The following is a 24517-nucleotide window of genomic DNA, read 5'->3' as shown; positions in this document are numbered from 1 at the left end:
TTAATGAAATATAATTATGGACAGAAGCTCTGTCGGCATCAGTGGTCAACACGCAAGATCAGATAATGGTTACAGCCAACCGGGTGACCATACCGCTTCTTCAAGGCGTGGGCGATATAGACATACCACCGTCAGACAATGGAATAATCCCCCCCGCACTGCCCCGGGGCGTAATGAATTTTACCATTCTTCTTTCACACGCTCTTCACAGCATCTACAGTACCGTTCAGTAAACCCTGCTCAAGATTTCAATACCCTCACCAGGCAGGCAATAATGGATGGCCTGCTGAGTAAATCGAATCGTTTCGGTGATCGCTATGATGGGAGAGATCACGGACAATATGCCAGTTCAATTAAAAATTACACGTTAGTTTCTAAAAGGCCGTTAAATCGAGCTGAACAAAGCCAGCTGATGCGTTTTCTGCAAAATTTCACAGTAACACGGAGCTGGAATTGGCGAAGCCTGACAACAACACTTCATTCATTTACTTCAGCGGGTGTTTTTACCCCTGATAACACCATGGATCAGCGTGTTAAGCGGACACAAGCTGCCTTATTGTCAACGCTGCTGGATGCAATAATATTCAAGTGCGACCGCAAAGCTGCAGCATGGGATATTGATGCCCGGGGAATCGCCAACCTGCTGTGGGCCATAGCGAAACTGGTGGACAACGGCCAGAAGCACACACCAGAGTTCCGGGAGGCCGTGGCCGCGCTGTTGCCACACGTGGATGCACAGAAAGACCAATTTATACCTCAGCATACCGCCAACCTGCTGTGGGCCTTGGCGAAACTGGTGGAGAACGGCCAGGAGCAGACACCAGAACTCAAAGAGGCCATGGCTGCCCTGTTACCCCACGTGAACGCACAGAAAGCTGACTTTAAACCACAGGAAATCACTAACCTGCTGTGGGCCATGGCGAAACTGGTGGACAACGGGCAGAAGCAGACACCGGAACTCAAAAAGGCTGTGGCTGCGCTGTTGCCCCGCGTAAAGGCAAAGAAAGATCAATTTAATACCCAGGATATCGCTAACCAGCTGTGGGCCATTGCGAAACTGTTGGTCAACGGGCACGAATGGACACCCGAACTCAACGATGCCGTGACCACATTGTTGCCCTGCGTGAACAAACAGAAAGCCCAATGTACTCCTCAACATCTCGTCAACCTGCTGTGGGCCATGGCGAGACTGGTGATCAACGGGCAGGAACAGAAACCTGAGCTAAACGAAGCCGTAGCCACACTGTTGCCCCATATAAACGCACAGAAAGACCAATTTAATGCCCAGCATATCGCCAACCTGATTTGGGCCATGGCAAAACTGGTGAGCAATGGGCAGGAGCAGACACCAGAACTCAAAGAGGCCGTCGCCGCGCTATTGCACAAAGTGAAAGAACAGAAAGCAAATTTTAAACCACAGGGTATCGCCAACCTGCTGTGGGCTGTGGCGAAACTGGTGGACAACGGCCAGGATCAGACACCGGGGCTCAACAAGGACGTGGCCGCGCTGTTGCCCTGTGTTAAGGCACAAAAAGAACAATTTAATGCCCAGGGTGTCGCCAACCTGCTGTGGGCCATGGTGAAACTGATGGACAACGGACAAGAGCGGACACCCGATTTCAATGCGGCTGTGACCGCACTTTTGTCCCAGGTGGACATAAAGAAAGCTAACTTTAAACGTCAGGAAATCGCCAACCTGATTTGGAGCATGGCAAAACTGGTGGACAACGGGCACAAGTGGACACCCGAGTTCAACGAGGCCGTGGCCGCGCTGTTGCCCCATTTGAGTGCACAGAAATACCGATTTATTCCCCAGCATATTGCCAACCAGCTGTGGGCCATGGCGAAACTGGTGGACAACGGGCTGAAGCGGACACCACAGCTCAAAGAGGCCGTGGCCGCGCTACTGGCACACGTGAACGCAGAGAAAGCCAACTTTAAACCACAAGAAATCGCCAACGTGCTGTGGGCCATGGCGAAACTGGCGGACAACGGGCTGGAGCAGACACCTGGGCTGAAAGAAGCTGCGGCCGCGTTGTTACCCCATGTGAACACTCATAAAGAGCTATTCATTCCTCAGCATATCGCCAACCTGCTGTGGGCCATGGCAAAACTGATGGACAAAGGGGAGTCGACACCAGAGCCCAACGCGGTCATGGCCGGGCTGCTGCACCAGGTGAACGCACAGAAAGCCAATTTTAAACCTCAGGGCATCGCCAACCTGCTGTGGGCCATAGCGAAACTGGTGGACAACATGAAGGACCGGATACCAGAGCTCAACGAAGCTCTGGTTGCACTGTTGCCCCACGTGAACGCGCAGAAAGTTAACTTTAAACCACAGGAAATCGCCAACCTGCTGTGGGCCATGGCCAAACTGGTGGACAATGGGCATAAGCCGACAACCGAGTTCATCAAGGCCATAACCGCGCTGTTGCCCTGCGTGAACGCACAGAAAGACCAATTGATTCCTCAGCATATCGCCAACCTGCTGTGGGCCATGGCGAAACTGGTGGACAACGGGCTGAAGTGGATACCAGGGCTCAAAGAGGCCGTGGCCGCGCTGCTGTCCCACGTGAGCCCACAGAAAGCTAACTTTGAACCACAGGGTGTCGCCAACCTGCTGTGGGCAGTGGCGAAACTGGTGGACAACGGGCAGGAACAGACACCAGAGCTCAACGAGGCCGTGGCGGCACTGTTGCCCCACGTGAACACACAGAAAGACCAATTTATTCCTCAGCATATCGCCAACCTGCTGTGGGCCATGGCAAAACTGATGGACAAAGGACAGGAGCAGACGCCAGGGTTCAATGAAGCCGTGGCCGCGCTGTTACCCTATGTGAACGCACTGAAAGACCAATTTACTTCTCAGCATATCGCCAACCTGTTGTGGGCCACGGCGAAGCTGGGTGAACTCGTTGAGCTGAACGTGGTGATATCGACGTTCAAATCCCTCGTCTACCGAATCAGTGGCAACCCCCAGGTCTCCAGGCAAGCGATATTGATGTCTCTCTGGGGAGTAATGGTATGCTGTGCCAGGCTGTCTCTGATCGCCAATGGCAATGAAAGTAATGAGTTTGAAAAGCACATGGATAAGCTGTTTACCCGGCTGAAAACGGACTTCCCGGACAATGAAGAAGATCAATGCATCATTGCCATGGCGGCAAGTTGGCTTGGGGTACCTTGTCCGTTCTTCCCCCGTTACCAGACCGTCATTTCAAAACCTCAAACCTTCTTCCGTGAGCAACTCCAATTATGCCTTCCCACTTTGCAGATTGAAGAAGAAAAGAGTCTGAACTTTTTACCTCCGGTTGACCTGCTTCTGCCAGATCACAACATTGTGATTGAGGTTCAGGGCCCCTTTCATTACGTGGATGGTGATTGCAAAGCCAGGAATGGCTCGACTCTGCTGAAAATCGCACTGTTGCAAAAAGCAGGATTTGAGGTCATTGAAATCCCGGTTAACCAGCTTGGTAACCAGGATTCAATGACATTATGTATTGATCAAATAAAAACCAGGGTAGACCTCTCAGCAAAATGAACTTCTGAACCGCACAGCAGTCTTCTTTTTATATTTTCATGAATTAATGAAATATAATTATGAATAGCAGCTCTGCCGGAATCAGCGGTCAATGCGCACGATCAGGTAATGCTTACAACCAACCGAATAACCATGCCGCTTCTTCAAGGCGTGGGCGATACAGGCATGCCACAGTCAGACAATGGAATCCTTCTCCCCGCACAGCCCCGGGGCGTAATGAAGTTTACCATTCTTCTGCCCCACGCCCTGCTCAATATCTACTGCGCCGTTCAGTAAATCATGCTCACGATTTTAATGCGCTCACCCAACAGGAAATAATGGATGGCCTGGTGAGTAAGTCGTATCGTTTCGGCCATCGCTATGATGGGAGAGATCACGGCCTATATGCCAGTTCAATTAAAAAATACTCGTCAGCGTCTAAAAGACCGTTGAATCGAGCGGAACAAAGCCGGCTGATGCGTTTGCTGCAAAATTTCACCGCAACGCGGAGCTGGAATTGGCTAAGCCTGACGACAACACTGCACTCATTCACTTCAGCAGGTGTTTTTACCCTCCACAAACCTGTGGATCAGCGTATTAAGCGTACACAAGCTGCCCTGTTGTCGACACTGCTGGATGCAATAATATTCAAGTGCAACCAAAAAGCTAAAGCATGGGAAATTGATGCCCGGGGAATCGCCAACCTGCTGTGGGCCATGGCCAAGCTGGTGGACCACGGGCAGGAGCGGATACCAGAGTTCAAAGAGGCCGTGGCCGCACTGTTGCCCCACATGAATGCACAGAAAGACCAATTTATTCCCCAGCATATCGCCAACCTGCTGTGGGCCCTGGCGAAACTGACGGACAGCGGCCAGGTGCAGACACCAGAACTCAATGAGGCCATGGCTACCCTGTTGCCCCGCGTGAACGCACAGCAGGCTGGTTTTAAACCACGGGAAATCGCTAACCTGCTGTGGGCCATGGCGAAACTGGTGGACAACGGGCAAAAGCAGACACCAGAGTTCATCGAGGCCGTGGCCGGGCTGTTGCTCCACGTGAACGTACAGAAAGACCAATTGAATGCCCAGGATATCACCAACCTGCTGTGGGCCATGGCAAAACTGGTGGACAACGGGCAAAAGCAGACACCAAAGCTGAAAGAGCCTGTGGCCGCGCTGTTGCCCCGGGTGAAAACACAGAAAGCTCACTTTATACCACAGGAAATCACCAGCCTCCTGTGGGCCATGGCGAAACTGGTAGACAACGGGCAGGAGCAGACACCAGCGCTTAACGAGGCTGTGGCCGCCCTGTTGCCCTGCGTGAAAACACAGAAAGCTCACTTTAGATCACGGGAAATCAGCAACCTGCTGTGGGCCATGGCAAAACTGGTGGACAACGGGCAGGACCGGACTCCGGGGCTCAACGAGGCCGTGGCCGGGTTGTTGCCCTGCATAAACACAGAGAAAGACCAATTTATTTCTCAGCATATCGCCAACCTGCTGTGGGCCATGGCGAAACTGGTGGACAACGGCCAGGAGCAAACGCCAGCGCTCAAAGAGGCCGTGGCCACGCTGTTGCCTCGCGTGAACGTACAGGAAGACCAATGCATTCCTCAGGCTATCCCCAATCTGCTCTGGGCTATGGCGAAACTGGTGGACAACGGGCAGGAGTGGATACCGGGGCTCAAAGAGTCCGTGACCGCGCTAATGCCGCAAGTGAGCGCTCAGAAAGCTAACTTTGAACCACAGGGTATCACCAACCTGCTGTGGGCCTTGGCGAAACTGGTGGACAACGGCCAGGAGCAGACACCAGAACTCAACGAGGCTGTGGCCGCCCTGTTGCCTCACGTGAACGCACAGAAAGGCCAATTTAATGCCCTGGGTATCACCAACCTGCTGTGGGCCATGGCAAAACTGGTGGACAACGGGCAGCAACAGACGCCAGGACTCAACGAGGCCGTGGATGCACTGTTGCCCCACGTGAACGCAGAGAAAGCGAACTTTAACCCACAGGAAATCGCCAACGTGCTGTGGGCCATGGCAAAACTGGTGGACAACGGACAGAAACAGACACCAGGACTCAACGAGGCCGTGTACGCGCTGTTGCCCCATGTGAAGGCACAGAGAGCGAACTTTAAACCACAGGGTATTGCCAACCTGCTGTGGGCCATGGCCAAACTGGTGGACAACGGGCAGGAGCGAACACCAGAGTTCAACGAGGCCATGGCCGCGCTGTTGCCCCACGTGAACGCACTTAAAGAACAGTTTCATGCCCGGGCTATCACCAACCTGCTGTGGGCCATGGCAAAACTGATGGACAGTGGGCAGGAGCGGACTCCAGAGTTCAACGAGGCCGTGGCCGCGCTGTTGCTAAAAGTGAAGTCACAGAAAGCTGACTTTCAACCACAGGAAATCGCCAACCTGTTGTGGGCCTTGGCGAAACTGGTGGATAACGGAATGGAGCGAACATCAGGGCTTAACGAGGCCGTGGCTCTGCTGTTACCACGTGTAAACGAAAAGAAAGCCAACTTTAAACCACAGGGTATTGCCAACCTGCTGTGGGCCATGGCGAAACTGGTGGACAACGGGCAGGAGCGGACACCTGAGCTCAACAAGGCCATGGCCTCGTTGTTGCCCCGCGTGCGCGCACAGAAAGCCAACTTTACACCACAGGCTATTGCCAATCTGCTGTGGGCCATGGTGAAACTGCTGGACAACGGCCAGGAGCGGACTCCAGAGTTCAACGAGACCATCGTCGTGCTGTTGCCCCACGTGAATGCCAAAAAAGACCAATTTATTGCTCAGAATATTGTTAACCTGCTGTGGGCTATGACAAAACTGGTGGACGACGGACAAGAGCGAACACCAGGGCTCAACGAGGCCGTAGTAACGCTGTTGCCCCAGGTGGACGTACAAAAAGACCAATTTAATGCCTGGGGGATCGCCAACCTGCTGTGGGCCATGGCGAAACTGGGTGAACTCGTTGAGCTGAGCGTAGTTAGCTCCACGTTTGAATCGCTTGTCGACAGAATCAGTGACAACCCTCAGCTCTCTCAGAAAGACATAAAGATGTCTCTCTGGGGAGTCCTGGTATTGTGTGCCAGGTTGTTTCTAGACTCTAATGCCAATAAAAATAACGTGTTTGAGAAGCACATGGATGACCTGTTTACTCGCCTGGAAAATACCTATCCAGACAATGAAGAGGATCAATCCGTTATTGCCATGGCCGCAAGCTGGCTTGGCAGGGCGTGTCCGTTAGTCCCCCATTACCGGACAAACATGTCAAAATCTCAGGCCGACTTCCGCGCTCAACTCCAATCATGCATTCCCTCTTTGCAGATTGAAGAAGAACAGAGTCTGAGCTCATTACCCCCGGTTGACCTGCTACTGCCAGCCCACAACATGGTGATTGAAGTTCAGGGACCGTCTCATTACGTGAATGGTGATTTCAACACCAGGAATGGTTCGACTCTGCTGAAAATCGCACTGCTGCAAAAAGCAGGATTTGAGATTATTGAAATCCCGGTTAACCTGCTCAGAAGCCAGGATTCAATCAAACTGTGCATTGATCAAATAAAGACCCGGGTAGACATCCTGCCGCAGGGTCATGGCTCGGTATCAGTTAAAAGCGGGTCGGCAGATAAGAAATACGTCACTGCTTGTATATAAATATTTCAGCAAAGTGAACTTCTGAACAGAGCAGCGGTCTGCTTTTTATATTTTCATGAATTAATAAAATATAATTATGGACAGAAGCTCTGCCGGTATCGGTGATCAATACGCAAAATCAGATAATTATTATAACCGACCGGGTGGCCATGCCGCTTCTTCAAGCCGTGGACGATATAGACATGCCACGGTCAGGAGGGATTATACCCCACGCACTAACCCGGGGCGCAATACATTTTACCGTTCTTCTGACGCATGCCCTTCTCAACATCTACAACGCCGTTCAGTAACCCCTGCTCAGGATTTTAATGCGCTCATCAAACAGGAAGTAATGGATGATCTGTTGAGTAAATCGGATCGTTTCGGCCATCGCTATGATGGGAGAAATCACGGCCTGTATGCCAATTCAATAAAACAATACACATCAGCTGCTAAAAGACCGTTAAATCGAGCGGAACAAAGCCAGCTGACAGGTCTGCTGCAAAATTTTACCATAACACGGCTTTGGGACTGGCGAAGCCTGACGACGACACTTCACTCATTGACTTCTGCAGGTGTTTTTACCCCTCATAAACCCATGGATGAGCGTGTCAAGCTTACTCAAGCTGGCTTATTGTCAACGCTACTGGATGCAATCATATTCAAGTGCAGCCAAAAACCTCAAGCCAGGGACATTGATGCCCGGGGAATCGCCAACCAGCTGTGGGCCATGGCGAAACTGGTGGACAACGGGCAGCAGTGGACACCAGAGTTCAAAGTGGCAGTGACCACGCTGTTGCCCCACATGAACGCACAGAAAGCTAACTTTAACCCACAGGAGCTTGCCAACCTGCTTTGGGCCATGGCGAAGCTGGTGGACAACGGGCTGGAGCAAACACCAGAACTCAAAGAGGCCGTGGCCGCACTGTTGCCCCGCATGAACGCACAGAGAGCCCAATTCGATGCCCAGCATATTACCAACTTGCTGTGGGCCATGGCGAAACTGGTGGACAACGGCCTGAAGCGGACACCAGGACTCAAAGAGGCCGTGACCGCGCTATTGCCCTATGTTAAAACACAGAAAGATCAATTTATTCCTCAGGGTATCGCCAACCTGCTGTGGGCCATGGCGAAACTGACGGACAACGGGCTGGAACGGACACCAGAGTTCAAAGAGGCTGTGGCCGCGCTGGTGCCCCGCGTGAACGCACAGAAAGACCAATATATTCCTCAGCATATCGCCAACCTGCTGTGGACCATGGCGAAACTGGTGGCCAGCGGGCACGAGCGGACACCCGAGTTCAATGAAGCCGTGGCCGCGTTGCTGCCCCACGTGAAGGCAAAGAAAGCTAACTTTAATCCACAGGAAATCGCCAACCTGCTGTGGGCCATGGCGAAACTGGTTGACAACGGCCAAGAGCGGACACCAGGGCTCAAAGAGGCCGTGGCCGCGCTGTTGCCCCATGTGAACGCACAGAAAGACCAATTTAATCCCCAGGGCATCACTAATCTGCTCTGGGCCATGGCAAAACTGGTGGACCATGGGCAGGATTGGACACCAGAGCTTAAAGAGGCCGTGGCCGCGCTGTTACCTCACGTGAACGCACAGAAAGCTAACGATAAACCACAGGAAATAGCCAACCTTGTATGGGCCATAGCGAAACTGGTGGACAACGGACTGGAGCGGACACCAGATCTCAACGAGGCCATGGCCACGCTGTTGCCCCTGGTGATCGCACTGAAAGACCAATTTAAGGCCCAGCATATTACCAACCTGCTGTGGGCCATGGCGAAACTGGTGGACAACGGCCAGAAGCGGACACCAGGGCTCAAAGAGGCTGTGACCGTGCTATTGCCCCACGTGAACGCACAGAAGGATCAATTTATTCCTCAGGGTATCGCCAACCTGCTGTGGGCCATGGCAAAACTGGTGGACAACGGGCTGGAGCGGACACCCGAGCTCAATGAGGCCGTCGCCGCTCTGTTGCCCCACGTGAACGCACAGAAAGACCAATTTATTCCTCAGCATATCGCCAACCTTCTGTGGGCCGTGGCGAAACTGGTGGACAATGGGGAGTGGACGCCAGATCTCAAAGAAGCTGTAGCCACGCTGTTGCACCACGAAAAGGTGCAGAAATATCACTTTATTCCTCAGGGTATCGCTAACCTGCTGTGGGCCATGGCGAAACTGGGTGAGCTCGTTGAGCTGGATGTGGTTACCTCCACGTTCGAATCGCTTATCTACCAAATCAGTAAAAACCCTCAGCTCTCTCAGCAAGATACATTGATGTCTCTCTGGGGAGTGATGGTATACTGTGCCAGGTTGTCTCTGGTCTCCAATGCCAGTAAAAATAACAGGTTTGAAAAGTACATAGATAACCTGTTTGCTCGCCTGCAAAATACCTCCCCGGATAATAAAGAGGATCAACGCACCATTGCGATGGCCGCAAGTTGGCTTGGGAGACCCTGTCCGTTCGTCCCCCATTACCATGCAAACGTTTCAAAACGTCAATCCGACTTCCGCAATCAACTCCAATCATGCATTCCATCTTTGAGGATTGAAGAAGAAAAGTGTCTGAACTCATTACCTCCGGTTGACCTGCTACTGCCAGATCACAACATGGTGATTGAAATTCAGGGACCGTCCCATTACGTGAGTGGTGATTTTAAAACCAGGAATGGTTCGACTCTGCTGAAAATCGCACTGCTGCAAAAATCTGGATTTGAGGTCATTGAAATCCCGGTTAACCAGCTTTGGAAGCGGGATTTCATGAAACCATGTATTGATCACATAAAGACAAGGCAAGCATCCCACCATAGGAGGCTGACCGAAAATAGACTGCCCTACGCGGCATCTGCTCCTGCATCCATGAGTCGTAAGGTGACAGATGAGGCATAGGTCACTGCAGATAAAGGACGGCAACTCTCAGAACACTGTTACTTAACCACCGAATAACGGATTCGGTGGCATCAGGAGTAGATGGATTTCCCAAACCGCTTACGTTTACCAACATTCCAGCAAAATGAACTTCTGAACAGAACAGCAGTCTGCTTTTTATATTTTCATGAATCAATGAAATATAATTATGGATAGAAGCTCTGCTGGTATCAGTGGTAGATACGCAAGATCAGGTAATGCTTACCACCGACCGGATGACCATGCCGCTTCTTCGAGGCGTGGAAGATACAGGCATGCCACAGTCAGACAGTGGCATAATCTCCCCCGCTCTACTTCCGGGCGCAATGAGTTTTACCATTCTTCTGGCCCACGCTCTTCTCAATATCTACAGCGCCGTTCCGTAAACCCTGCGCAAGATTTTAATGCCCTCATCAAACAGGAAACAATGGATAGTCTGGTGAGTGAATCGGATCGTTTCAGTCATCGCTATGATGGGAGATATCACGCTGAATATGCCAGTTCAATTAAAAAATACACGTCAGCGTCTAAAAGACCGTTAAATCGAGCGGAACAAAGCCAGCTGATACATTTGCTGCAAAATTTCACAGTCACACGGAGTTGGCATTGGAGAAGCCTGACGACAACACTTCATTCATTTACTTCAGCGGGTGTTTTTACCCCTCATAAACCCGTGGATAAGCGTGTTAAGCTCACTCAGGCAGCCTTATTGTCCACACTACTTGATGCCATCATATTCAAGTGCCACCAAAAACCTCAAGCCAGGGATATTGATGCCCTCGGAATCTGCAACCTGCTGTGGGCCATGGCAAAACTGGTGGACAACGGGCAGGAGCAGACAGCAGGGCTCAAACAGGCCGTGGCCGCTCTTTTGCCCCACGTGAACGCACAGAAAAAACAATTTATTCCTCAGGGAATCGCCAACCTGCTGTGGGCCATGGCGAAACTGGTGGACAACGGGCAGCAGCTGACACCAGAGTTAAAAAAGACCGTAGTCGCGCTGTTGCCCCACGTGAACGGACAGAAAGGCCAATTTATTCCTCAGCACATCGCCAACCTGCTGTGGGCCATGGCGAAACTGGTAGACAACGGGCAGGAGCAAACACCAGAACTCAACGAGGCCGTGGCCGCGCTGTTGCCCCTGGTGAACGCACAGAAAGACCAGTTTATTCCTCAGCATATCGTCAACCTGCTGTGGGCCATAGCGAAACTGGTGGACAACGGGCAGGCGCAGACACCAGAGCTCAACGAGGCCCTGGCCGCGCTTATGTCGCAAGTGAACGCACTGAAAGTCCAACTTATTCCTCAGCATATCGCCAACCTGCTGTGGGCCATGGCGAAACTGGTGGACAACGGCCAAGAGCGGACACCAGAGTTCAAAGAGGCCGTGGGCGCACTGTTGCCCCACGTGAAGGGACAGAAAGACCAATTTCTTCCTCAGCATAACGCCAACCTGCTGTGGGCCATAGCAAAACTGGTGGTCAACGGGCAGGAGCGGACACCAGGGCTCAACGAGGCCGTGGCCTCGCTGTTGCCCCACGTGGAAGTACAAAAAGACCAATTTATTCCTCAGCAAATTGCCATCCTGATGTGGGCTTTGGCGAAACTGGTGGACAACGGACAGGAGCGAACACCAGGGCTCAGCGACGCTGTGGCCGCGCTGTTACCCCTCGTAAGCACTCAACAAGCGAACTTTAAACCACAGGAAATCGCCAACCTGCTGTCGGCCATGGCGAAACTGGCGAACCACGGGGAGTGGACACCAGGACTCACCGAGGCCGTAGCCGCGCTGTTGCCCCACGTGATCGCACAGAAAGACCAGTTTATCCCTCAGCATATCGCCAATCTGCTGTGGGCCATGGCGAAACTGGTGGACAACGGGCAGGAGCAGACACCAGTGTGCATAGAGGCCGTGGCCGCCCTGCTGCCCCACGTAAACGTACAGAGAGCGGAATTTAAACCACAGGAAATTGCCAACTTGCTGTGGGCCATGGCGAAACTGGTAGACAACGGACAGGAACGGACACCAGAGCTCAAAGAGGCCGTGTCAGCATTGTTGCCCCACGTGAAAACACAGAAGGACCAATTTACTCCTCAGCAAATTGCCAACCTGATGTGGGCCATGGCGAAACTGGTGAACAACGGGCAGGAGCAGACACCAGGGCTCAAAGAGGCAGTGTCAACACTGTTGCCCCACGTGAAAACACTGAAAGACCAATATATTCCTCAGCATATCGCTAACCTGCTGTGGGCCATGGCGAAACTGGTGGACAACGGGCAGGAAAAGTCAGCAGATCTCAAAGAAGCCGTGGCCGTGCTGTTGCCCCACGTGAAGGCACAGAAAGATCAATTTAATCCTCAGGGTATCGCCAACCTGCTGTGGGCCATGGCAAAACTGGTGGACAACGGGCAGGAAAGGTCAGCAGAGCTCAAAGAAGCGGTGGCCGTGCTGTTGCCCTACGTGAACGCACAGAAAGCTAACTTTAAATCACAAGGTATCGCCAACCTGCTTTGGGCCATGGCGAAACTGGGTGAGCTCGTTGAGCTGAGCCTGTTTACCTCTACGTTCGAATCGCTTGTCTGCCGAATCAGTGACAATGCTCAATTCTCTCAGCAAGCGATATTGATGTCTCTCTGGGCAGTAATGGTATGCTGCGCCAGGTTATCTCTTGTCTCCAATGTCAATAAAAACAGCTTGCTTGAAAAGCACATAGATGACCTGTTTACTCGCCTGAAAAACACATCACCAGCCAGTGAAGAGGATCAATCCATCATTGCCATGGCCGCAAGTTGGCTTGGCAGAGCCTCTCCAGTCGTCCCCCACTACCAGACAACCATGTCAAAACCTCAAGCCGACTTCTGCGCTCAACTCCAATCATGCATTCCCTCTTTGCAGATTGAAGAAGAAAAAAGTCTGAACTCATTACCACCGGTTGACCTGCTACTGCCAGACCACAACATGGTGATTGAAATTCAGGGACCGTCTCATTACGTGAGTGGTGATTTCAACACCAGGACTGGCTCGACTCTGCTGAAAATTGCACTGCTGCAAAAATCAGGATTTGAGGTCATTGAAATTCCGATTAACCTGCTCAGGAACCGGAATTCAATGAAACTGTATATTGATCAAATAAAAACCCGGGTAGACATCCCGCCACAGGGTCATGCCTCTGTATCACTTAAAAGCGGGTCGGCAGATGAGCAATACGGCACTGCTTAAACATTTCAGCAAAATGAACTTCTGAACTGCACAACAGTCTGCTTTTTATAATTGCATGAATTAATGAAATATAATTATGAACAGAAGTTCTGCCGGTATCAGTGGTCAATACGCAAGAACAGATAATAATTATAAGCGACCGGATAGCCATGCTGCTTCTTCAAGGCTTGGACGATACCGACATGCCACGGTCAGGCAGTGGGATGGCACCCCACGCACTGACCCGGGGCGTAATACATTTTATCGTTCTGCTGACGCATGCCCCTATCAACATTTACAGCGCCGTTCCGTAAACCCTGCTCAAGATTTTAATGCGCTCATCCAACCAGGAATAATGGATGATCTGGTAAGTAAATCGGATCATTTCGGTCACCGCTATGATGGGAGAAATCACGGCCTGTATACCAATTCAATTAAAAGATACACATTAGCTGCCAAGAGACCGTTAAATCGAGCTGAACAAAGCCAGCTGACAGGTCTGCTGCAAAATTTTACCATAACACCGCGTTGGGACTGGCGAAGCCTGACGACAACCCTCTATTCATTGACTTCAGCGGGTTTTTTTACCCCTCATAAACCCATGGATGAGCGTGTCAAGCTTACTCAAGCTGCCTTATTAACAACGCTACTGGATGCAATCATATTCAAGTGCAGCCAAAAACCTCTAGCCAGGGACATCGATGCCCGGGGAATCGCCAACCAGCTGTGGGCCATGGCGAAACTGGTGGACAACGGGCAGCAGTGGACACCAGGGCTCAAAGAGGCCGTGGCCGCGCTGTTGCCCCATGTGAACGCACAGAAAGACCAATTTATTCCTCAGCATATCGCCAACCTGCTGTGGGCCTTGGCGAAACTGGTGGTCAACGGGCAGAAGCGGACCCCGGAACTCAACGAGGCCGTGGTCGCGTTGTTGCTCAGGGTAAATGCACAGAGAGATCGTTTTCATGCCCAGGGTATCGCCAACCTGCTGTGGGCCATGGCGAAACTGGTGGACAACGGGCAGGAGCAGACACCAGAGTTCAAAAAGGTCATAGCCACGCTGTTACCCCGCGTGAACGTACAGAAAGACCAGTTTACTGCCCAGGGTATCGCCAACCTGCTGTGGGCCATGGTGAAACTGGTGGACAACGGGCAGGAGCAGACAGCAGAGCTCAACGAGGCCGTGGCCGCGCTGTTGCCCCACGTGAACGCACAGAAAAACCAATTTATTCCTCAGCATATCGCCAGCCTGCTATGGGCCATGGCGAAACTGGTGGACAACGGGCAGGAGCAGACACCAGGGCTCAAGGAGTCCGTGGCCGCGCTGTTGCCCCATGTGCAGGCACAGAAAGACCAATTTAATGCTCAGGGTATTGCCAACCTGCTGTGGGCCATGGCAAAACTGGTGGACAACGGGCTGGAGCAGACACCGCAGCTCAAAGAGGCCGTGGCCGCGCTGTTGCCCCACGTGAAGGTACAGAAAGACCAATTTAATGCCCAGGATATCGCCAACCTGCTGTGGGCCATGGCGAAACTGGTGAACAACGAGCAGGAGCGGACACCAGAGCTTAAAGAGGCTGTAGCCGCGCTGTTGCCCCATGCGAATGCACAGAAAGACCAATTTATTCCTCAGCATACCGCCAACCTGCTGTGGGCCATGGCGAAACTGGTGGACAACGGGCAGGCACAGACACCAGAGTTCAAAGAGGCTGTGGCCGCACTGTTGCCCTGCGTGAACACACAAAAAGATCAATTTAATTCCCGGGATATCGCTATCCTGCTGTGGGCCATGGCGAAACTGGTGGACAACGGGCAGGAGCAGGCATCAAGTCTCAAAGAGACCGTGACCGCGCTGTTGTCCCAAGTGAGCGCACAAGAAGACCAATTTAATGCCCAGGATATCGCTAACCTGCTGTGGGCCATGGCGAAACTGGGTGAACTCGTTGAGCTGAACGTCGTTAAATCCACGTCTGAACTTCTTGTCTACAAAATCAGTAAACACCCTCAGTTATCTCAGCATGATATATCGATGTCTCTCTGGGGAGTCATGGTATGCTGTGCCAGGCTGTCTACAGACGCCAACGCCGATAAAAATTACTTGCTTGAAAAGCACATGGATGACCTGTTTACTCGCCTGGAAAATGCCTCCCCAAACAATAGAGATGAACAATCCATCATTGCCATGGCCGCAAACTGGCTTGGCAGAGCGTGTCCGATCGTGCCCCATTACCAGACAACCATTTCAAAATCTCAAACCGCCCTCCGCGATCAACTGCAATCATGCATTCCCTCTTTAAAGATTGCTGCAGAAAGGAGTCTGAACTCATTACCTCCGGTTGATCTGCTACTGCCAGATCACAATATCATTATTGAAGTTCAGGGAGCCTCTCATTACGTGTGTGGTGATTTCAAAACCAGGAATGGTTCGACTCTGCTGAAAATCGCACTGCTGCAAAAATCAGGATTTGAGGTCATTGAAATCCCGACTAAATCGCTTTGGAACCCGGATTCAATAAAACGATATATTGATCACATAAAGACCAGGGTGGACATCCCGCCGCAGGGCCATGGCTCTGTATCAGATAAAATCGGGCGGGCAGATGAGGCAAATGCTACCGCCGATAAAGGGGGGCAATCCTCAGATCACTGTAACTTAACCGCCGAAGAGCATGCAGAAAAGCAAACAGGCAAACCAAAAAAAAGGAAGAGAAAAAAAAGCAATAAGTCGTTGGCTAAAATGATTTGAAAATAACGGATTGGTGGCATAAGAAGTAGATGTGTATCCCCAACGAGCTGGTTTTATAAATATTTCAGTGAAATGAACTTCTGACCAGAATAGCAGTCTACTTTTTACATTCTCATGAAATAATGAAATATAATTATGAATAGAAGCTCTGCCGATATCAGTGGAAAATCCACAAGATCAGATAATGGTTACAACCAACCGAATGACCATGCCGCTTCTTCAAAGTGTGGGCGATATGGACATGCCACCGTCAAACAATGGGATGATCCCCCCCGCATAGCCCTGTGGTGCAGAGAATTTTTAGCCGCTTTATCTTCTCAATCTCTGGTGCGCCGTTCAGTAAACCCTGCTCGAGATTTTAAGGCGCTCATCAACCCGGAAAGAATGGATGACCTGGTGAGTAAAACGGATCGTTTCGGTCATCGCTATGATGGGAGACATCACGGTCAATATGCCAGTTCAATTAAAAATTACACGTCAGTGACTAAAAGACCGTTAAATCGAACTGAACAAAGCCGACTGATGCCTTTGCTGCAAAATTTTACAGTCAGACGGAGCTGGAACTGGCGAAGCCTGACGACAACATGTCACTCATTGACTTCAGCGGGCGTTTTTACCCCTCATAAGCCCGTGGATCAGGATGTTAAGCTCACTCAAGCTGCTTTATTGTCCACGCTATTGGATGCAATAACGTTCAAGTGCAACCAAAAACCTCAAGTCGAGGATATCCATGCCCAGGGAATCGTCAACCTGCTGTGGGCCATGGCAAAACTAGTGGACTATGGGCAGAACCAGACACCAGAGCTCAAACAGGCTGTGGCCGCGCTATTGCCCTTCGTGAACGCACAGAAAGATAATTTTACACCACAGGGTATCGCCACCTTGCTGTTGGCCATGGCGAAACTGGGTCCGCTTATTGAGCTACATGTGGTTACCTCCACGTCTGAATCGCTTGTCTGCCGAATCAGTGACAACCCTCAGCTCTCTCAGAAAGACATATTGATGTCTCTCTGGGGAGTCATGGTATTGTGTGCCAGGTTGTTTCTAGACTCTAATGCCAATAAAAATAACGTCCTTGAAAAACACATGGTTGACCTGTTTACTCGCCTGGAAAATACCTATCCAGACAATGAAGAGGATCAATCCATTATTGCCATGGCCGCAAGCTGGCTTGGCAGAGCGTGTCCGGTCGTCCCCCATTACCAGACAAACGTTTCAAAACTTCAGGCCGACGACTTCCGTGCTCAACTCCAATCATGCATTCCCTCTTTGAAGATTGAAGAAGAAAAGAGTCTGAACGCATTACCCCCGGTTGACCTGCTACTGCCAGAGCACAACATGGTGATTGAAATTCAGGGACCGTCTCATTACGTGAGTGGTGATTTCAACACCAGGACAGGTTCGACTCTGCTGAAAATCGCACTGCTGCAAAAAGCAGGATTTGACGTCATTGAAATCCCGATTAACCTGCTCAGGAGCCAGGATTCAATGAAACCATTTATTGATCAAATAAAGGCCCGGGTGAACATACCACTTATATAAACATTTCAGCAAAATGAACTTCTGACCCACACAGCAGTCTGCTCTTTATATTTTCATGAATTAATGAAATATAATTATGGACAGAAGTTCTGCCGGTATCAGTGGTCAATACGCAAGATCAGATAATGATTATAACCGACCGGGTGGCCATGCTGCTGCTTCAAGGCGTGGACGATACCGACATGCCACGGTCAGGCAGTTGGCTGATACCCCAGGCACTAACCCGGGGCGTAAGACATTTTACCACTCTTCTGACGCATGCCCTTCTCAACATCTACAGCGCCGTTCAGTAACCCCTGCTAAAGATTTTAATGCGCTCATCAAACAGGAACTAATGGATGATCTGGTGAGTCAATCGGATCGTTTAGGGCGTCGCTATGATGGGAGAAATCACGGCTGGTATGCCAGTTCAATTAAAAAATACACGTCAGCTGTTAAAAGACCGTTAAATCGAGCGGAACAAAGCCAGCTGATGCGTTTGCTGCAAAATTTTACCATAACACGGCGTTGGGACTGGCTAAGCCTTACGGCCACAGTTCATTCATTGACTTCAGCGGGTGTTTTTACCCCTTATAAGCCCGTGGATGAGGGTGTTAAGAGTACTCAATCTGCCTTATTGTCAACGCTACTTGATGCAATCAGATTCAAGTGCAACCAAAAACCTCAAGCCAGGGACATTGATGCCAGGGGAATCGCCAACCTGCTGTGGGCCATGGCGAAACTGGTAGACAACGGGCAGGAGTGGACACCAGGGCTCAAAGCGACAGTGGCCGCACTGATGCCCCATTTGCACGCACAGAAAGACCAATTTAATGCCCAGCATATCGCCAACCTGCTGTGGGCCATGGCGAAACTGGTGGTCAGCGGGCAGGAGCGGATCCCGAAACTCAAGGAGGCCGTGGCCACATTGTTGCTCCAGGTAAATGCACAGAAAGATCAATTTAATGCCCAGGGAATCGCCAACCTGCTGTGGGCCATGGCGAAACTGGTGGACAATGGGCAGGAGCGGATACCAGAGTTCCAAGAGGTCGTAGCCACCCTGTTGTCCCAGGTGAACGCACAGAAAGACCAATTCAATACTCAGGATATCACCAACCTGCTGTGGGCCATGGCGAAACTGGTGGACAACGGACAGGAGCAGATAACAGGCCTCAAAGCGACAATAGCCACGTTGTTGCCCCACGTGAACGCACAGAAAGACCAATTTATTCCTCAACATATCGCCAACCTGCTGTGGGCCATGGCGAAACTGGTGGACTACGGGCTGGGGCGGACACCAGGGCTCAAAAAGGCCGTGGCTGCACTGTTGCCCCACGTGAAGGAACAGAAAAACCAATTTAAGGCCCAGGGTATCGCCAACCTGGTGTGGGCCATGGCAAAACTGGTGGACAACGGGCAGCAGTGGACACCGAGACTCAAAGAGACCGTGGCCACGCTGTTGCCCCACGTGAACGCCCAGAAAAACCAATTTAAGACCCAGGGTATCGTCAACCTGCTGTGGGCCATGGCGAAACTGGTGGACTTCGGGCTGGATCGAACACCAGGGTTCACAGAGACCATGACCGCACTGTTGCCCCATGTGAACGCACACAAAGACCAATTTATTCCTCAGCATACCGCCAACCTCCTGTGGGCCATAGCGAAACTGGTAGACAATGGACAGCAGTGGACACCAGGGCTCAAAGAGGCTGTGGCCGCGCTGTTGCCCCACGTGAACACACAGAAGGACCAATTTAATGCCCAGGATATCGCCAACCTTCTGTGGGCCATGGCGAAACTGGTGGTCAGCAGGCAGGAGCAGATACCAGGGTTCAACGAGGCCGTGGCCGCGTTGTTGCCCCATATGAACACACAGAAAGACCAATTTAATGCCCAGGCCATTGCCAACCTGCTGTGGGCCATGGCAAAACTGGTGGACAACGGACTGGAGCAAACACCAGAGTTCAACGAGGCCGTGGTCGCGCTGTTGCCCCACGTGAACACACAGAAAGACCAATTTACTCCTCAGCATATCGCCAACCTGCTGTGGGCCATGGCAAAACTGGTGGACAACGGGCTGGAGCAGACACCAGGTCTCAACGAGGCCGTGGCCGCGCTGTTGCCCCACGTGCACACTCAGAAAGACCAATTTATTCCTCAGCATATCGTCAACCTGCTGTGGGCCATGGCAAAACTGGTGGACAACGGGCAAGAGCAGACACCAGGTCTCAAAGAAGCCGTGGCCGCGCTGTTGCCCCGCGTGAACGCACAGAAAGACCAATTTAATGCCCAAGGTAACGCCAACCTTCTGTGGGCCATGGCAAAACTGGTGGACAACGGGCTGGAGCAGATGCCAGTGCTCAACGAGGCCGTGGCCGCGCTGTTGCCCCACGTGAACGCAAAGAAAGACCAACTCAATGCCCGGGATATCGCCAGCCTGCTGTGGGCCATGGCGAAACTGGGTGAGCTCGTTGAGCTGAACGTGGTTAAATCCACATCTGAACTTCTTCTCTACCAAATCAGTCAATGCCCTCAGTTATCTCAGCAAGATATAGCGATGTCTCTCTGGGGAGTATTGGTATGCTGTGTCAGGCTATCCCAAGATGCCAATGCCAATGCCAATAAAAACAGCTTGCTTGAAAAGCACATGGATGCCCTGTTTACTCGCCTGAAAAATGCAACCTCAAACAATGGCGATGAACAATCCATCATTGCCATGGCCGCAAGCTGGCTTGGCAGGGCGTGTCCCATCGTCCCCCATTACCAGACCAGCATTTCAAAACCTCAAACCGACTTCCGCGATCAACTGCAATTATCTATTCCCACTTTAAAGATTGAAGCAGAAAGGAGTCTGAACTCATTACCTCCGGTTGATCTGCTACTGCCAGACCACAATATTATTATTGAAATTCAGGGACCCTCTCATTACGTGAGTGGTGATTTCAAAACCAGGAATGGTTCGACTCTGCTGAAAATCGCACTGCTGCAAAAAGCGGGATTTGAGGTCATTGAAATCCCCACTAACACGCTTTGGAACCAGAATTCAATAAAACGATGTATTGATGAAATAAAGACCAGGGTGGACATCCCACCACAGACCCATGGCGCTGTATCATATAAAATCGGGTGGGCAGATAAGGCAAACGTTACCGTCGATAACGGGTGTCAATCCTCACATCAGTGTTACTTAACCGCCGAAGAGTATTCAGAAAAGCAAACAGGCAAACACAAAAAAAGAACAAGGAAGAGGAAAAAAAAGCCAATAACCTCTTCCCTTTCATCATGACTCAAGAACTGTGTTCATATTCCAGGGATGGAGCGCCAGTGTTGAATACCTGCTGCCCAAAATGATTTGAAAATAACGGCTTGGTTTTACCGGCATTTCAATAAAATGAACTTCTGAACAGAACAGCAGTCTGCTTTTTATACTTCATGAATTAATGAAATATAATTATGGACAAAAGCTTTGCAGGTATCAGTGGTAAATACGCAAGATCAGATAATGCTTACCACCAACCGAATCACCATGCCCCTTCTTCAAGGCGTGGGCGATACAGGCATGCCACAGTCAGACAATGGGATCCTCCCCCACGTTCAGCCCCGGGGCGTAATGAATTTTACCAATCTTCTGCCCCATGCCCTTCTCAAAATCTACTACTCCGTTCAGTAAATCATGCTCAAGATTTTAATGCGTTCACCCAACAGGAAATAATGGATGGCCTGGTGAGTAAATCGTATCGTTTCGGTCATCACTATGATGGGAGAGATCACGCCCTATATGCCAATTCAATTAAAAAATACACGTCAGCTGCTAAAAGACCGTTAAATCGGATTGAACAAAGCCAGCTGATGCGTTTGCTGCAAAATTTCACAGTAACACGGAGTTGGAATTGGCGAAGCCTGACGACAACACTGCACTCATTTACTTCAGCGGGTGTTTTTACCCCTCATAAACCCATGGATCAGCGAGTTAAGCGTACGCAAGCTGAATTATTGTCGACGCTACTGGATGCAATAATATGCAAGTGCAACCGAAAAGCTAAAGCATGGGATATTGATGCCTGGGGAATCGCCAACCTGCTGTGGGCCATGGCGAAACTGGTGGACAACGGGCTGGAGCGAACGCCAGAATTCAACGAAGCCGTTGTCGCGCTTTTGCCCCACGTGAACACACAGAAAGACCAATTTAAGGCCCAGGGCATTGCCAACCTGCTGTGGGCCATGGCGAAACTGGTGGTCAACAGGCAGGAGCGGATCCCAGAACTCAACGAGACCGTGGCCGCATTGTTGCTCCAGGTAAACGCACATAAAGATCGATTTAATGCCCAGGGAATCACCAACCTGCTGTGGGCCATGGCGAAACTGGTGGACAACGGGCTGGAGCGAACCCCAGAACTCAACGAGACCGTGGCCGCATTGTTGCTCCAGGTAAATGCACAGAAATATCGATTTAATGCCCAGGGTATCGCCAACCTGCTGTGGGCCATGGCCAAACTGGTGAACAGCGGGCAGGAACGGACAGCAGTGCTCAAAGAAGCCGTAGCCGAGCTGTTGCCACACGTGAACGCTCAGAAAGACCAATTTAAGGCCCAGGGTATCGCCAACCTACTGTGGGCCATAGTGAAACTGGTGGACAATGGACAGGAGCAGACAACAGGCATCAAAGCGACAGTGGCCACGCTGTTGCCCCACGTGAACCCACAGAAAGACCAATTTATTGCTCAGCATATCGTCAACCTGCTGTGGGCCATGGCGAAACTGGTGGACAGCGGGCAGGAGTGGACACCGGGGCTCAAAGAGGCCGTGGCCGCGCTGTTACCCTACGTGAACGTACAGAAAAACCAATTTAATACCCAGGGTATCGTCAACCTGCTGTGGGCCATGGCGAAACTGGTGGACAGCGGGCAGGAGTGGACACCGGGGCTCAAAGAGGCCGTGGCCGCGCTGTTACCCTACGTGAACGTACAGAAAAACCAATTTAATGCCCAGGGTATCGCTAACCTGCTGTGGGCCATGGCGAAACTGGTGGACAACAGGCAGGAGCGGACACCAGAGTTCAAAGAGGCCATGGCCGTGTTGTTGCCCCATGTGAACGCACAGAAAGACCAATTTAATGCCCAGGGTATCGCCAACCTGCTGTGGGCCATGGCGAAACTGGTGGACAACGGGCAGGAGCGGACACCAGAGTTCAAAGAGGCCATAGCCGCGCTGTTGCCCCGCGTGAACATACAGAAAGCTAACTTTAAACCACAGGAAATCACCAACCTGCTATGGGCCATGGCGAAACTGGTGGACAACGGGCTGGAGCAGACAACAGAGCTCAACGAGGCCATAGACGCACTTTTGCCCTACGTGAACGCACAGAAAGACCAATTTATTCCTCAGCATATTGTCAACCTGCTGTGGGCAATGGCGAAACTGGTGGACAACGGTCAGAATTGGACACCGGGGCTCAAAGAGGCCGTGGCCGCGTTGTTACCCCAAGTAAGCGCACAGAAAGCTAACTTTGAACCACAGGGTATCGCCAACCTGCTGTGGGCCCTGGTGAAACTGCTGGGCAACGGGCAGGAACAGACACCAGGTCTCAAAGAGGCCGTGGCCGCGCTGTTGCCCCACGTGAACGTAAAGAAAGACCAATTTAATGCCCAGGGTATGGCCAACCTGCTGTGGGCCATGGCGAAACTGGTGGACAATGGGCAGGAGCGGGCATCAAGTCTCAAAGAGGCCGTGGCTGCGCTATTGCCCCACGTGAACGTACAGAAAGAACAATTTAATGCCCAGGATATCGCCAACCTGCTGTGGGCCATGGCGAAACTGGTGAACAACGGGCAGGAGCGGACACCAGAGCTTAAAGAGACCGTGGCCGCGCTGTTGCCCCGCGTGAACGCACAGAAAGCCAACTTTAAACCACAGGGTATTACCAACCTGCTGTGGGCCATGGCAAAACTGGTGGACGACGGGCAGGAGCAGACACCAGAGATCAAAGAGGCCGTGGCCGCGCTGTTGCCCCAAGTGAACGCACAGAAAGCCAACTTTAAACCACAGGGTATTGCCAACCTGCTGTGGGCCATGGCAAAACTGGTAGACAGTGGGCAGGAATCGACACCTGGGCTCAAAGAGGCCGTGGCCGCGCTGTTGTCCCGCGTGAACGCACAGAAAGACCAGTTTATTCCTCAGCATATCGCCAACCTGCTCTGGGCCATGGCGAAACTGGGTGAGCTCGTTGAGCTGAACGTGGTTATCTCCACGTTCAAATCGCTTGTCTACCAAATCAGTGAAAAACCTCAGCTCTCTCAGCAAGCGATATTGATGTCTCTCTGGGGAGTAATGGTATGCTGTGCCAGGTTGGCTCTAGACTCTAATGCCAATAAAAATAATTTGCTTGAAAAACAAATGGATGACCTGTTGGCTCGCCTGGAAAATACATCCCCGGATAATGAAGAGGATCAACACATCATTTCCATGGCCGCCAGTTGGCTTGGGAGAACGTGTCCGGTCATCCCCCATTACCAGACAAACATTTCAAAACCTCAAACCGACTTCCGCGATCAACTCCAGTCATGCCTTCCCTCTTTGCATATTGAAGAAGAAAAGAGTCTGAACTCATTACCTCCGGTTGACCTGTTACTGCCAGACCACAACATAGTGATTGAAATTCAGGGACCGTCTCATTACGTGAGTGGTGATTTCAACACCAGGAATGGTTCGACTCTGCTGAAAATCGCACTGCTGCAAAAAGCAGGATTTGAGGTCATTGAAATCCCGGTTAACCAGCTAAGGAGCCGGGATTCAATAAAACTGTATATTGATCAAATAAAGACCAGGGTAGACATCCCGCCACAGGGTCACGGCTCTGTATCACTTAAAAGCGGGTCGGCCGATGAGAAATACGGCACTGCTTATATATAAACATTTCAGCAAACTAAACTTCTGAACAAAACAGCAGTCTGCTTTTTATATTTCCATGAGT

General features: G+C 51.3%; 8 protein-coding genes. All 8 read left to right on the top strand.

The annotated features are described in order from the left end of the window. Positions 1 to 16 precede the first annotated feature (16 nt). The 8 genes from O3276_RS02675 (at position 17) to O3276_RS02640 (ending at position 24456) form a co-directional block, all read left to right on the top strand. Positions 17 to 3538, top strand: coding sequence for an RAP domain-containing protein (locus O3276_RS02675; protein ID WP_269674248.1), 3522 nt, complete (start codon positions 17 to 19; stop codon positions 3536 to 3538). Positions 3539 to 3597: 59 nt separating this feature from the next. After that, positions 3598 to 7185 carry an RAP domain-containing protein gene (locus tag O3276_RS02670; protein WP_269674247.1) on the top strand — a complete coding sequence of 1196 codons (3588 nt, stop codon included), beginning with the start codon at positions 3598 to 3600 and terminating at the stop codon, positions 7183 to 7185. A gap of 76 nt (positions 7186 to 7261) precedes the next feature. Continuing rightward, the gene (locus O3276_RS02665) at positions 7262 to 10063 is read left to right on the top strand and encodes an RAP domain-containing protein (RefSeq protein ID WP_269674246.1); all 2802 of its coding nucleotides are present in this window, start codon (positions 7262 to 7264) and stop codon (positions 10061 to 10063) included. Between the two features lie 187 nt (positions 10064 to 10250). Beyond that, positions 10251 to 13301, top strand: coding sequence for an RAP domain-containing protein (locus O3276_RS02660; protein WP_269674245.1), 3051 nt, complete (start codon positions 10251 to 10253; stop codon positions 13299 to 13301). Positions 13302 to 13377: 76 nt separating this feature from the next. Continuing rightward, positions 13378 to 16026 carry a DUF1601 domain-containing protein gene (locus O3276_RS02655; protein WP_269674244.1) on the top strand — a complete coding sequence of 883 codons (2649 nt, stop codon included), beginning with the start codon at positions 13378 to 13380 and terminating at the stop codon, positions 16024 to 16026. Positions 16027 to 16161: 135 nt separating this feature from the next. Beyond that, complete coding sequence (locus O3276_RS02650; RefSeq protein ID WP_269674243.1) at positions 16162 to 17568, top strand: RAP domain-containing protein; 1407 nt, start codon at positions 16162 to 16164, stop codon at positions 17566 to 17568. 76 nt (positions 17569 to 17644) lie between these two features. Beyond that, a complete protein-coding gene (locus O3276_RS02645; RefSeq protein ID WP_269674242.1) occupies positions 17645 to 20833 on the top strand; it encodes an RAP domain-containing protein in 3189 nt (1062 codons plus the stop codon). A 167-nt stretch (positions 20834 to 21000) separates the two neighbouring features. Further along, complete coding sequence (locus O3276_RS02640) at positions 21001 to 24456, top strand: RAP domain-containing protein (protein WP_269674241.1); 3456 nt, start codon at positions 21001 to 21003, stop codon at positions 24454 to 24456. Positions 24457 to 24517: the final 61 nt, after the last annotated feature.

The sequence above is a fragment of the Endozoicomonas sp. GU-1 genome, from assembly GCF_027366395.1.
Lineage (GTDB): Bacteria > Pseudomonadota > Gammaproteobacteria > Pseudomonadales > Endozoicomonadaceae > Endozoicomonas.
Note: the sequence above shows the minus strand (reverse complement) of the source record. Positions and strands in the feature narration are given on the sequence as shown.